General features: G+C 72.7%; 10 protein-coding genes. 8 read left to right on the forward strand and 2 right to left on the reverse strand.

Annotated elements, in window-relative coordinates; all coding sequences use genetic code 11:
* Positions 1 to 37: 37 nt before the first annotated feature.
* Positions 38 to 1,915 (reverse strand): nucleoside-diphosphate sugar epimerase/dehydratase, encoded by a 1,878-nt coding sequence (locus tag JQN84_RS23475; protein ID WP_204960671.1) that lies wholly within the window; start codon positions 1,913 to 1,915, stop codon positions 38 to 40.
* Positions 1,916 to 2,103: 188 nt separating this feature from the next.
* Here JQN84_RS23475 and JQN84_RS23480 point away from each other — a divergent pair, with 188 nt between their 5' ends.
* The 7 genes from JQN84_RS23480 to JQN84_RS23510 all read left to right on the forward strand — a co-directional run bounded on the left by JQN84_RS23480 (position 2,104) and on the right by JQN84_RS23510 (position 9,703).
* Positions 2,104 to 3,561, forward strand: a complete 1,458-nt coding sequence (locus JQN84_RS23480) for a tyrosine-protein kinase domain-containing protein (RefSeq protein ID WP_204960672.1) — start codon at positions 2,104 to 2,106, stop codon at positions 3,559 to 3,561.
* Positions 3,562 to 3,718: 157 nt separating this feature from the next.
* Positions 3,719 to 4,945 (forward strand): glycosyltransferase family 4 protein, encoded by a 1,227-nt coding sequence (locus JQN84_RS23485; protein ID WP_204960673.1) that lies wholly within the window; start codon positions 3,719 to 3,721, stop codon positions 4,943 to 4,945.
* An 84-nt stretch (positions 4,946 to 5,029) separates the two neighbouring features.
* Complete coding sequence (locus tag JQN84_RS23490; RefSeq protein WP_307821404.1) at positions 5,030 to 6,832, forward strand: DUF4012 domain-containing protein; 1,803 nt, start codon at positions 5,030 to 5,032, stop codon at positions 6,830 to 6,832.
* Positions 6,833 to 6,844: 12 nt separating this feature from the next.
* Positions 6,845 to 7,477, forward strand: coding sequence for a hypothetical protein (locus tag JQN84_RS23495; RefSeq protein ID WP_204960674.1), 633 nt, complete (start codon positions 6,845 to 6,847; stop codon positions 7,475 to 7,477).
* A gap of 123 nt (positions 7,478 to 7,600) precedes the next feature.
* Positions 7,601 to 7,912, forward strand: a complete 312-nt coding sequence (locus tag JQN84_RS23500; protein ID WP_204960675.1) for a MazG-like family protein — start codon at positions 7,601 to 7,603, stop codon at positions 7,910 to 7,912.
* Positions 7,913 to 8,381: 469 nt separating this feature from the next.
* Complete coding sequence (locus JQN84_RS23505) at positions 8,382 to 8,972, forward strand: hypothetical protein (protein ID WP_204960676.1); 591 nt, start codon at positions 8,382 to 8,384, stop codon at positions 8,970 to 8,972.
* Positions 8,973 to 9,289: 317 nt separating this feature from the next.
* Positions 9,290 to 9,703: a protein-tyrosine phosphatase family protein gene (locus JQN84_RS23510; RefSeq protein ID WP_307821405.1), complete on the forward strand. Its 414-nt coding sequence runs from the start codon at positions 9,290 to 9,292 to the stop codon at positions 9,701 to 9,703.
* Between the two features lie 33 nt (positions 9,704 to 9,736).
* Here JQN84_RS23510 and JQN84_RS23515 read toward each other — a convergent pair whose 3' ends face one another.
* Positions 9,737 to 12,013 carry an ATP-binding cassette domain-containing protein gene (locus JQN84_RS23515; protein WP_204960677.1) on the reverse strand — a complete coding sequence of 759 codons (2,277 nt, stop codon included), beginning with the start codon at positions 12,011 to 12,013 and terminating at the stop codon, positions 9,737 to 9,739.
* Positions 12,014 to 12,153: 140 nt separating this feature from the next.
* Here JQN84_RS23515 and JQN84_RS23520 point away from each other — a divergent pair, with 140 nt between their 5' ends.
* A complete protein-coding gene (locus tag JQN84_RS23520) occupies positions 12,154 to 12,864 on the forward strand; it encodes a MerR family transcriptional regulator (RefSeq protein WP_204960678.1) in 711 nt (236 codons plus the stop codon).
* Positions 12,865 to 12,878: the final 14 nt, after the last annotated feature.

Below are 12,878 nucleotides of genomic sequence, written 5' to 3' on the forward strand. Positions count from 1 at the left end.
CGTCCGCCCGGCGGCACACACCGGGCGGACGGTGGGTTCAGCGTGGTGAGGGCAGGGTGGACAACCGGGGGGTGTCGTCGACCCGGGCGAGCTGCCCGTCGCAGCATGCCGCGAGTCGTTTGACCAGTTCGTCCGGGTCGCCGTACGGGTCGAGCCCGGCCAGTCCGGCCGGGTCGAGCGCGGGGACCCGGACGTGGGAGATGAGCGGGTGCAGCGGCCGGCTGTCGATCTCGTCGACGCCGAACAGGTCCTCGTGCAGCTTCTCCCCGGGCCGCAGACCGGTGTAGACGATCTCGGGGGGCTGGGCCGCCTCGGCCGCCAGCCGCTGGGCCACCTCGGCGATGCGTACCGGCTCGCCCATGTCGAGCACCAGCGCCTCCCCGCCCCGGCCGACGACGGCTGCCTGGAGCACCAGGTGCACCGCTTCCTGCACGGTCATGAAGTAGCGGGTCACGTCCGGGTGGGTGACGGTGATCGGCAGCCCGGCCCGGACCTGGGCCTGGAAGGCGGTGAGCACCGAACCCCGGCTGCTGAGCACGTTGCCGAACCGGACGCTGAGGAACGCCGCGCCGTACCGCTCGGCGTAGTGTGCGGTCAGCCGCTCGGTGATCCGCTTGGAGTAGCCCAGGACGCTGATCGGGTTGGCGGCCTTGTCGGTGGAGATGTTCACGAACTCGGCGACGTCGCGGCACGCCTCCAGCACGTTCAGCGTGCCCTGGACGTTGGTCTTGACCGCCTCGCCCGGGTGCCGCTGCAACAGGGTGAGGTGTTTGAGGGCGGCGGCGTGGAAGACGATGTCGGGCCGCCGTTCGGCGATGATCCGGGCGATCCGGTCGGCGTCGCGCAGGTCGGCGAGGATCAGTTCCGGCCCGTCCAGCAGCGCCCGGCCGTGCAGCGACATCTGTAGCGCGTGCAGCGCCGACTCGTCGCGGTCGAGCATCATCAGCTCGCCGGGGTCGCAGCGGGCGATCTGCCGGCACAGCTCGGAGCCGATCGAGCCGCCCGCGCCGGTGACCAGGACCCGGCGTCCGGCGAGCCCGTTGCGCTCCACCGGCAGGTCGGCCACCCGCTGGGCGCGTCCGAGCAGGTCGGTGAGTTGCAGGTCGCGCACGGCGTGCGCGGTGACCGGGCGGTCCAGCAGTTCGCGTACGGGCGGCAGCACCTTGAACGCGGCACCGGCCTGCAGGGTGCGGCTGCGGACGTCGCGCATCAGCTCGGCGTCCGAGCCGTTGATCGAGAAGATCACCGTGCCGGCCCGGGTGCTGCGGACGGCCTGGATCAGTTGCTCCCGGCCGCCGAGTACCCGTAGCCCGGCCACCCGCAGTCCCTGCCGTTCGGGGTCGTCGTCGAGCAGTCCCACCGGCAGGTATCCGCTGGTCGGGTCGCCGAGCAGCACCCGGACGAGGCGTTCGCTGGCCGCGTCGACCCCGTAGATCAGGGTCCGGTCGGCCGAGCGGGCGGGTCGGGCGTCGCGGTCGCGCCGCCACCGGTAGGTGACCCGGCCGGCCCCCATCAGCAGCAACGCCACGGCGGCGCCGAGGATCGGCACGCTGGCCGGGATGGGCCGTTCGGCCATCGGCAGCAGCGCGGCCAGCGCCACGGCGGCGGCCAGCACGACGGTCCCGCCCAGGTCGCGGGCCTCGCCGACGCTGCCGACCGGGTGCCGGCCCCGGGCGGTGAACCGGACCTGTTCGAGCGCCGCGTGGATCACCGCGCACACGCCGGCGGCGCCGAGGGCCAGGGCGCACTGCCGGGGGGTGATGCCGAACTCGTACCGGGCCCAGGAGGCGACCAGGAAACCCGCGCACCAGGAAGCGGTGTCGAGCGTTAGCAAGGACAGGGCCTTCGCGCGTCGCGTGACCCAGTCGCGCCGCTGGCTGGGGTCGTCGTCGGGCCGGGGGTCTACGTGGTTCATTGGCGTCCTCTGCGTTTTGTTCCGTGATTGCGAGGATTCGGCACTGACAAGCGGTTTGTATCGTATACGTTGTTTTTGCAACTTAAGGGACTACTCGCTGCGTTTAGATACTCTCACGCCGTTATAGGAACCTAGGGAGACTTCGTGCTTTTTCACCAGCTGGCCGTTCCGCCGGAACGGAGGGCGTGATGGACGTCCGCACCTGCCTGCGCCTGGTCCGCCGACACTGGTGGATCGTCCTGGTCACGCTGATGCTGACGGTCGGCTCGGCGGCGCTGGTCACGGTCCGCACGGCGCCCCGGTACGTGGCTTCGGTGACCTTCTTCGTCACCGCCCCCAACCAGGGCGTGAGCAACGCCTACCAGGGCGAACTCTTCCTCCAGCAGCGGGTCAAGTCGTATGCCGACCTGCTGCGCAGCGACCGTCTGGCGCAGGCCGTGGTCGCCGACTCCGGCCTCGGCCTCACCGCCGACGACATCCAACGCCGGGTCGCCACCTCGACCGAGCCGGGCACCGTGCTGCTGCGGGCCAGCGTCACCGACACCGACCAGACCCGGGCCATGAAGGTCACCGAGGCGCTGTCGGCCAAGTTCGTCGAGCTGGTCTCGAAGATCGAGACCACCTCGGACGGCAAGGCCGGACCGACCCGGATCGAGGTGGTGGGCGGCCCCCGGGTCAGCGCCAGCCCGGTCTCCCCGCAGCCCAACCGCAACCTCGCCCTCGGCGTCCTGGTCGGGCTCCTGCTCGGCGTGGCGCTCGCCGTGCTGCGCGGCATGGTCGACGTCCGGCTGCGTGACGCCGCCGGCCTGCAACGCGCGACCGGCAGTCCGCTGCTCGGCGACATCCCGTTCGACCAGGGGGCCAAGGCGGCGCCACTGATCGTCGGCGAGGCGGCGACCTCGGCCCGGGCGGAGGCGGTCCGCAAGCTGCGGACCAACCTGCGCTTCGTGGACGTGCACGAGCCGGCCCGGGTGATCGCGGTGACCAGCGCGTTGCAGGGGGAGGGGAAGACCACCCTGTCGTGCAACCTGGCGATCGCGCTGGCCGAGGCGGGCTGGCGGGTGCTGCTGGTCGACGCCGACCTGCGTCGTCCCAAGGTCGCCGACTACCTCGGCGTCGACGGCGGCGTCGGGCTCACCGACGTGCTCGTCGGCGACGTCCAGGTCGGTGACGTGGTGCAGCGCTGGGGCGACAAGTCCCTGCTGGTGCTGCCCAGCGGCTCGACCCCGCCGAACCCGAGCGAGCTGTTGGGGTCCAAGTCGATGGCCGACCTGCTCCTGTCGTTGCGTGAGTCCGCCGACATCGTGGTGATCGACACCGCGCCTCTGCTGGCCGTCACCGACGGCGTGGTGGTGGCCGTGCAGGCCGACGGCGCGTTGCTCGTCACCCAGCAGGGGCGTACCTCGCGCGCCCAGGCCGCCGCGGCGGCCCGGTCCCTGCACTCGGTGTCGGTGCGACTGCTCGGGTGTGTGCTCAACATGGCCAAGGTGGCCCGTGCGGACGCCTACCAGTACGAGGCGTACCGGATCGCCACCGCGTCGTCGGCGTCGGTGCCTGCCGACCGGGCCACCGCTGCCCACCGCGACGACCAGGGGCTGCACCCGGCCGCAGACCGGACGCAGGAACTCACCCGGCTGCCGCGATGAGTGCCGCCGCCGGGCCGGCCGGGTCGCCTGCGGGTGGGGCGACGCGCGGACCCCGCGGGTCGGGGGCGACGGTCCGCCGTCGCCCCCCGGCCCGGGGCCGCGCCGGCCGGCCGGCCGGTCACCACCGCCTCGCTGGTACGCAGGGGGGAGCGCGGCGATGAGGGTCGGAATCCTGTCGTACCACTTCCCGCCGGAACCGGCCTTCATCCCCGGCAGTCTCGCCGAGGAGCTGGCCCGGCGCGGACACGAGGTGCGGGTGCTGACCGGCTTCCCGGACTATCCCGGCGGCCACGTCTATCCCGGGTGGCGGCAGCGTTGGCGGCATCTGACCCACAGTGAGCGGCTGACGGTGCGGCGGGTGCCCCGCTATGCCGGCGGCGACGCCTCGCCCACCGCCCGGATGGCCGGCTACCTCTCGTTCGCCGGCAGCGCGGCGCTCGCCGGACGGCGTTACCTGGCCGGCGTCGACGTGCTCTACGTCTTCCAGTTCCCCGCGACCAGCTTCGCCGTGGCCGGGCTGCTGCGGCTGCTCGGCCGGGTGCCCACCGTGCTGCACGTGCAGGATCTCTGGACCGGGGAGGCCGCGGCCGAACCGCAGCGACCCGGGCGGATCACCACCACCATGCGCCGGGTGCTGCGGGCGGCCGACGCGGTGGCGGTCACCGCCCCCTCGATGCGGGACCTGGTGCTCGCCGACGGGGTCGCCGAAGACCGGGTGCGTACCGTGCCCAACTGGACCGACGAGCGGATCTTCCAACCGGTGCGTGCCGGCCGGGCCGCCCAGGCGCTGGTCCGTGGGGACGCGCGCTGCGTCGTCATGCACGCCGGCACGATCGGTGAACGGCAGGGCCTGGAGACGGCGGTCCGGGCGGCCGCGGCGCTGCCCGACCGGATGGATCTGGTGCTGGTCGGCTCCGGGACGCAGGAGCGGCGGGTCCGGGGGCTGGCCGGCGACCTCGGGGCCGGCAACGTGCGGTTCCTCGACCGGCGGTCGCCGTGGGAGATGCCCGAGTTGTACGCCGCCGCCGACTACCAGCTGGTGACTCTGCGGGATATGCCGGAACTGAACGGGACGGTGCCGAGCAAGGTGCAGTCCGCACTGGCCTGTGCCGCCCCGCTGGTCGCCTCGGCCGGGGGTGACACCGCGGCGCTGGTGGAGCGGGCCCGGGCCGGGCTGTCCTGCCCGCCCGAGGACTGGGCCGCGCTGGCCGACCGGTTCTGGCTGGCCAGCACGATCCCACCGCCCGCGCGGGCGGAGATGGGGCGGCGGGGGCGGGAGACCTACCTGCGGGAGATGTCGCTGCGGGCCGGGGTGGACCGGATCGAGTCGTTGCTGCGGGACGTGGCGTCCCCCCGGGTGCCTGCCGGGAAAACCCTGGCGTAGTGACCCAAGTACGAAAATTCGGTAACAGCATGACAGCGGTATTTTTCGTGCTACAAAGCTCATGAATGGTCATATCGCCCGAAAGTGAGAGCGGGGCAACGGGTGGCGGAGAGCGGTAGGCCGCGCAGCGGCCGACGGAGACTACGGCGGCGGACCCGGCGACGGGTCCGCCGGGCCCTGCTGGTCTGCCTGGTCGTCGGGTCGGTGCTGCTCGGTGCCGCCGGTTGGGTGGGGTTCCGCGGCTGGCAGGCACGCGCCCACCTGGTCAACGCGGCCGGGCTCGCCCGGGAGCTGAGCACCCAGGTGGTCGGTGGTGACCTCGACCGGGCCCGGCGTACGTTGGCGGCGTTGCAGGAGCAGGCCGGGGCGGCCCGGACCGCCACCGGGGACCCCGGCTGGCAGCTCGCCCGGCACACCCCGTACGCCGGGGACGACGTGGCGGCCGTCCGGACCATCGCGGTGGCCATCGACGACCTGGCCCGGGAGGCGTTTCCGGCGCTGCTGCGCACCGACCTGACCACGTTGGTGCCGACCGAGGGACGGCTGGACCTGGCCCGGCTGCGGGCCGCCTCGGCGGACCTGACCGCCGCCGACGCCGCCGTGCGCCGGTCCCGGGCCGGCCTCGACGCGGTACCCGCCGAGGACCTGGTCAGTCAGCTCGGCACGGCGCTGACCGAGCTGCGGGCGGAGATCGACAGACTGGCCGGGCTGACCGGCGCGGCGGACCGGGGCGCCCGGGTGCTGCCCGCCCTGCTCGGCGCGGACGGTCCCCGCAGCTACCTGCTGCTCTCGCAGAACCTCGCCGAGCTGCGCGCCACCGGCGGGATGTTCGGCGCGTACGCGGTGATCCACGCCGACGACGGGCGGATCCGGATGCGCGAGCAGGGCACCAGCGCCCAGTTCGGGCGGTTCACCCCCGCGCTGCGGGTGGACGACGAGGTGCGCCGGCTCTACACCGACCTGCCGGGCATCTATCCGGCCGACGTCAACCTGAGTCCGAACTTCCCGGCCGCCGCGAAGCTCTACCGCGAGATGTACCGACGGCACAGCGGGGTGACCGTCGACGGGGTGCTGACCGTCGACCCGGTGATGCTGTCCTACCTGCTCCAGGCCACCGGCCCGGTGCAGGTGCCCGGCGACGCCACCCTGGTCAGCACCCAGGTGGTGCGCACCCTGCTCAGCGATGCCTACCAGGGCCGCGACGACACCGGGCAGGACGCCTTCTTCGCCGCCTCGGCCTCTGCGGTGTTCGATGCCTTCCTCACGAAGAAGGTCAACCCAAGAGTGCTTTTGTCGGCTTTAGACCGCTCCATCACGGAAAGACGGATACTGTTCTGGAGTGCCCGATCCACGGAACAGCGGACGTTCGCCGACACCCGGCTCGCCGGTGCGCTTCCCGAACAGGAGAGCACCCCGACCGTCGGGGTCTTCCTCAACGACGGCAGCGGCGCGAAGCTCGGCTACTACCTGCGGCCGACGGCGATCCTCACCGCCGGTGACTGTGCCGACGAGGGGCGGCGGCAGCTCAAGCTGCGCTTCACCCTGCACTCCTCGGCCCCCGACTCGGGTCTGGCCAAGTCCGTGCTCGGCCTCGGCATGGCCGGTGACCCGTACACGGCCCGGACCCTGATCTCCATCTACAGCCCGGCGGGCGGCACGGTGCTCAGCGCCCGGGTCGACGGAAAACCGACCTCGCTGGGCAGTGGGATCGAGCGTCGGCGGCAGGTGGTCATCGCCACCGTCGACGTCGCCCCCGGCGCCACCCGGACCCTCGACGTGGACCTGCTCACCGGCAGGAACACCACCGGCACCCCCGAACTGTGGCACACACCGACCGCCACCCCATGGACCACCCAAGTAGTTCCCGCACCTAGCTGCAAACAGTAGGAGGAGACCATCATGCGGCTATCCCGCATTCTCATGGCGCTGACGGTCGGTCTGGCCATCGTGGCCGTGCCGACCGCCGCGGGGGCTGCTCAGCCGCAGCCACCCGCCGACAGCACGCCGCAGCCGCCACCGTATCCGCCCGTCACGCCCTCGCTGACGGCCAACCCGACGACCATCTTCCTCGGTGAGACGGTGGTGCTCACCGGCACCGGCTTCGGGCCGAACGAGATCGTCGACATCGACGTCACCGTGGCGCCCCTCGCCGCGGCCGTTCCGGGGCAGGCCCCGGCCCGACGCAGCGACGGCACCACCGTCGCGATGGTGAAGGTCGACTATTCGCAGCCGCAGCCCGCGCCGCGGCACTTCACGGCGCAGACCGACGCGAACGGCAACTTCACCGTGAGCTACCGGCCGAGCGACGTCGGGCGGATCACCTTCACGGCGACGGGGCGCACCTCGGGCCGTACGGCCAGCACGACGATCACCGTGCTGCCGAAGAAGAAGCCGCACCCGCACCTGCCGGTGACCGGTGACAACCTGAGCACACCGCTGAAGGTCGGCGGCGGGCTGGTCGGCGCCGGTGTGGTGCTGATGCTCACCGCGTTCGGCTGGCGGCGTCGCCAACGGTTCGGCATGACCCGCTGACCCGGAACCGCTGCGGTACCCGGTGCCCGTCGGACCATCCGGTCCGGCGGGCACCGTCCGTCCCGGGTGTGCCGTGACCGCCCCCACGCATGGACCGTCACCCCCGTCCGGTTCACTGGACGGGTGGACGAGGTGATCTGGAACGCGGCCCGTGCCGCCCGCGCCTGGCTGGACGCCGCGAACGGCACCGACCAGACGGAGCTGACCTGCCGCATCCTCAAGCTCGGCGAGGAGGTCGGGGAGGCGGCCGGCGCGTGGATCGGCGCGCTCGGCCAGAACCCCCGCAAGGGGGTCACCCACAGCCACGAGGAGGTGGCCGCCGAGTTGGCCGACGTGGTCTTCACCGCTCTGGTCGCCATCGAGAGCCTGGGCCTGGACGCCCGGTCGGTGGTGGCCGCCTGCGCCGCGAAGGTCGAGTCCCGGATCACCCCGTGACGACCCGCCCGTCCCGGGTGGGCGGTACGCCCCCGGGTGCCGGTGCGACCGTTGTCCGGTATCAACCGGTCCGGCCCCGGTCGCCGTGACCGGCGGCGCCCCCGGGCCGGAATCCCGACCGGGCCCCCGGCGTTACACCATCCGTACGACCGCAGCAGCACCCCCGGGCCGCCCGACGCCCCGGCCGCCGGCGGAATGACCCGGCACCGACGGTCGTTACACCTCGGTACGACCGCAGCAGCACCCCGGCCCACCCCGCACCAGCTGCGGGAATGACCCCGGAACCCCGGTCGTTACCACTGACCCCGGCACGAGCGGCAACCACCCCGGCCGGGAACCCCTGAACCTCCCTTCCCCCGCACGAGCGGCCCCCGACGTGGTGCCCACGCCCCAACACCGCCCGTCCCCCACGGGCACACCCGGCCTCCACCGGCCGGACGGGGCGTCTACCCCCGAAGGAGCTTCCCCCATGAACACCACCATCCTGCGTAAGAGTGTTCTCGGTATCGCCGGTCTCGCCGTCGCCGGTGGCCTGGCCGCCGGCCCGCTCAACCACGACACCCCCACCATCGACACCCGCCCCGTCGCCGCCGTCCAAACCGACAAGCCCGCCGTCGACACCGCCAAGCTGATCCCGCACGGTGTGCAGGGCGACCAGTCCCGCATCGACCTCAACGACGAGCAGACCGGCAACGCCAAGGCCATCATCGCCGCGACGAAGAAGGCCGGCATGGACGAGCGTGCCGCGGTCGTGTCGATCGCCACCGCCCTGCAGGAGTCGAAGCTGGAGAACCTCGGCCACCTCGGCGACCGCAACGACCACGACTCCCAGGGCCTGTTCCAACAGCGCCCCTCCTCCGGCTGGGGCACGGTGGAGCAGATCACCGACCCCGAGTACGCCACCCTGGCCTTCCTCAAGGGCCTCAAGCAGGTCGACGGCTGGCAGGACATGCCCCTGACCAAGGCCGCCCAGACGGTGCAGGTGTCGGCGTACCCGGACCACTACGCCCAGTGGGAACAGCAGGCCGCCGACCTCGTCGCCGAGCACTGGAACAGCTGACCCCACGTACGACACGATGGCCGGCACCCCGCCCGGGGTGCCGGCCATCGGCACGTTCACCGCGGCGGTTCGGCGGGCCGCCGGTGACGGGGGTCACTGGAGGGTGGGGAAGGAGTAGGTGGGGTGCCGCGTTGTGCAGGGCGTCGGTGTGTTCGGTGTCCCCGGGCCTCACCTGAAATAGCCGTCGCGGAGTTCCGTTCGGCTGGAGCCGCGTCGCGCCACGCGCCGAGAGGCGACCCGCACACCGACCACGCGCCGCCCCCGACCGAACCGGCCGGGGGCGGCGCGCTGTGTGCGTAACGGGCAGAATCACGGGGGTGGACTGGTCCAGTTCGGTCGGTGTGATCACCCTGCCCAGCGGCGCGACGGTACGCGGCCGGCGGGTGGCCGACGCCGTGTCCCCGGCCGACTTCGCCCTGATCCTGGCCCCGGGCCCGACCCCGCTCTGGGCGCACCGGCGCATCCGGTGGCCCGACTTCTGGGTGCCGACCGACCGCGCCGACGCCCTGGACGCGTTCCGTGAGGCGCTGCGCCGCGCCCACGCCGGCGACCGGGTCGAGGCGGCCTGCCGGGGTGGGATCGGCCGGACCGGCACCACCCTCGCCGCGCTGGCGATCCTCGACGGGGTGCCGGCCCACGACGCCGTCCGGTGGGTCCGCGAGCGTTACCACCCGAAGGCCGTCGAGACCCCCTGGCAGCGCGCCTGGCTGCGGCGGCTCCCCAGCCACTGACCGCACGCCACGGCGGCTGACCCACCGCCCCGCTCAGCGCGGGGCGACGTACTCGCGCAGGTGTCGGGCGGTACGGGTGTCACCGCGGGCGACCAGGTCGGCGGGGGTGCCGGTGAAGACGATCCGGCCGCCGTCGTGGCCGGCGCCGGGGCCCAGGTCGACGATCCAGTCCGCGTGCGCCATCACCGCCTGGTGGTGCTCGATGACGATCACCGTGTTGCCGGCGTCGACCAGCCGGTCCAGCAGGGCCAGCAGTTGGTCCACGTCGGCCAGGTGCAGGCCGGTGGTCGGCTCGTCCAGCACGTAGGTGGCCGCCTTCTCCGCCATGTGCACGGCCAGTTTGAGCCGTTGGCGTTCCCCGCCGGACAGGGTGGTCAGTGGCTGCCCGAGGGTCAGGTAGCCGAGGCCCACCTCGCTCAGCCGGTCCAGCACCACCCGGGCCGGGCCGGACGGGAAGAACTCCCGCGCCTCGGTCACCGACATGCCGAGCACCTCGCTGATGTTCCTACCGCGCAACGTGTAGGCCAGCACCTCGGGGGTGTACCGCCGTCCCTCGCACGCCTCGCAGACACTGGCGACGGCCGCCATCGTCGCCAGGTCGGTGTAGACCAGCCCGATCCCCTTGCAGGTCGGGCAGGCGCCCTCGGAGTTGGCGCTGAACAGCGCGGCCTTCACCCCGTTGGCGCGGGCGAACGCGGTGCGGATCGGGTCGAGCAGGCCCGTCCAGGTCGCCGGGTTGCTGCGCCGGGAGCCCCGGATGGGGGACTGGTCGACGACCACGACGCCGTCGCGGCGGGGCAGCGAACCGTGGATCAGTGAACTCTTGCCCGAGCCGGCCACGCCGGTGACCACGGTGAGCACCCCCAGCGGCAGGTCGACGTCGACGTCGCGCAGGTTGTGCAGGTCGGCTCCCCGGATCGCCAGGTGGCCGGTGGGCCGGCGGAACGTCGTACGCAGGGTGGCCCGGTGGTCGAGGTGCCGGCCGGTCAGGGTGTCGGAACGGCGCAGCCCGGCGACGTCGCCGGTGTAGCAGATCCGCCCGCCGGCCGAGCCCGCGCCCGGACCCAGGTCGACGACGTGGTCGGCGATGGCGATCGTCTCCGGCTTGTGCTCGACGACCAGCACCGTGTTGCCCTTGTCGCGCAGCCGCAGCAGCAGGCCGTTCATCCGGGCGATGTCGTGCGGGTGCAGCCCCACCGTCGGCTCGTCGAAGACGTATGTCACGTCGGAGAGGCTGGACCCGAGGTGACGGACCATCTTGACCCGCTGCGCCTCGCCGCCGGACAGGGTGCCGGACTCGCGGTCCAGGCTGAGGTAGCCCAGGCCGATCTCCACCATCGAGTCCAGGGTGTCGCGCAGGTCGGCCACCAGTGGGGCCACCGACGGCGCGTCGATCCCGCCGACGAACTCGGCCAGGTCGCTGACCTGCATGGCCGCGCACTCGGCGATGTTCCGGCCGGCGATCGTCGAGGACAGTGCCGCCGGGTTGAGCCGGGCCCCGCCGCAGGCGGCGCAGGTGGCGAAGGCGACCGCCCGGTCCACGAAGGCGCGGATGTGCGCCTGCATGGAATCGCGGTCCTTGGCCAGGTAGAGCCGGCGGACCTTCACCGCCAGCCCCTCGTACGTCCAGCTGTTGGCCCCGATCTTGATCTTCGTGGCGGGTTTGTGCAGGAAGTCCGCCCACTGCTGCGGGGTGAAGTCCTGGAGTTTGACGTCCGGGTCGAACAGGCCGGACCCGACGATCGTCTGCCAGTACCAGGAATCCACGGCGAAGTTCGGCACCAGGATCGCCCCGTCGTTGAGCGAGCGTTCCACGTCCACCATGGCCGACACGTCGAGGTCGGAGACACGGCCCAGCCCCTCGCAGGTCGGGCACATGCCCTCGGCGAGGTTGAAGCTGAACGCCCCGGCCCCGCCGACGTGCGGCTCGCCGAGCCGGCTGAACAGGATCCGCAGCAGCGCGTACGCGTCGGTCGCGGTGCCGACGGTGGAGCGGGAGTTCGCGCCCATCCGTTCCTGGTCGACCACGATCGCCGGGGTCAGGTTCCGCAGCGAGTCGACGTCGGGGCGGGACAGGTTCGGCATGAACGACTGGAGGAAGGCACTGTAGGTCTCGTTGATCAGGCGGCGGGACTCGGCGGCGACGGTGCCGAACACCAGGGAGGACTTCCCCGACCCGGAGACGCCGGTGAAGACGGTGAGCCGTCGCTTGGGTATGTCGACGGAGACTCCGGTGAGGTTGTTCTCCCGGGCCCCCCGTACCTCGATCACGTCGTGCTGGTCGGCGGCGGACTGCGCTGGTTGCTCCATACCTTCGATTTTCTCATTCGTGCTCCTGTAGCGACTTTTTCCGCATCTGGGGCGTCGATGACATGGTTATCGGGCGAGAAGTCTCAAACCACGTGACAACCACTAGGGTGGGCGGGAGCGCGAGCGGTGGGGAGGGCCGGGTGACGGGGCAGCGACGGTGGCGGTTGGTCGACGTCGCGGCCAGTGCCGGCATCTCCGCCCAGCAGGTGCGCAACTATCTGGCCGACGGGCTGCTACCGCCGACCGACCGCACCCCGAGCGGCTACCGGATCTTCACCGACCGCCACGTCCGGGCCCTGTCGGTGGCCCGCCGGATGGCCGAGGGGCACGGCTGGGCGCGTACCCGGGAGGTGCTGGCGGCGGTGCACCGGGGCGAGCTGCCGGCGGCGCTCGCCGCGCTCGACGCCGGGCACGCCGAGCTGGACCGCGAGCGGGCCGAGATCGCCCGGGTGCTGGGTGCCTTCGAGACGGTGCTGGCCGGTCGGCCGGCCGGCGTGCCGCGTCGGGACGCCCGGATCGGCGAGGTGGCGGCCCAGGTGGGCGTGCGGACCTCACAGCTGCGCCTGTGGGAGCAGCGTGGCCTGCTCCGCCCGCACCGGCAGCGGGGCACCGGCTACCGGGTGTACGACGCGGCCGAGGGGCGGGCGGCGCAGGTGGTGGCGCTGTTGCGCCGGGGCGGCTATCCGTTCGAGATCATCACTGCGGTGCTCGACGAGCTGCGCAGCACCGGCCGGCCGGACCGGGTCCGGGCCGAACTCGCCAGGCGGGAGCAGGAGCTGAACCGGCGTAGCCTGCGCCGGCTGCGGGCCTCCGCAGCCCTGCACGACTACCTGGACGCCACCGGCAGCTGAACCGGCCGGCGGCG

Origin of the sequence: Micromonospora humidisoli (assembly GCF_016900955.1) — a bacterium.
In the GTDB taxonomy this organism is placed as follows: Bacteria; Actinomycetota; Actinomycetes; order Mycobacteriales; family Micromonosporaceae; genus Micromonospora; species Micromonospora wenchangensis.

Bases quoted from the DNA above. Each gene is read 5' to 3' on its own strand.
- JQN84_RS23475 (WP_204960671.1), bottom strand. From the start codon at position 1,915: ATGAACCACGTAGACCCCCGGCCCGACGACGACCCCAGCCAGCGGCGC.
- JQN84_RS23480 (WP_204960672.1), top strand. From the start codon at position 2,104: ATGGACGTCCGCACCTGCCTGCGCCTGGTCCGCCGACACTGGTGGATC.
- JQN84_RS23485 (WP_204960673.1), top strand. From the start codon at position 3,719: ATGAGGGTCGGAATCCTGTCGTACCACTTCCCGCCGGAACCGGCCTTC.
- JQN84_RS23495 (WP_204960674.1), top strand. From the start codon at position 6,845: ATGCGGCTATCCCGCATTCTCATGGCGCTGACGGTCGGTCTGGCCATC.
- JQN84_RS23505 (WP_204960676.1), top strand. From the start codon at position 8,382: ATGAACACCACCATCCTGCGTAAGAGTGTTCTCGGTATCGCCGGTCTC.
- JQN84_RS23515 (WP_204960677.1), bottom strand. From the start codon at position 12,013: ATGGAGCAACCAGCGCAGTCCGCCGCCGACCAGCACGACGTGATCGAG.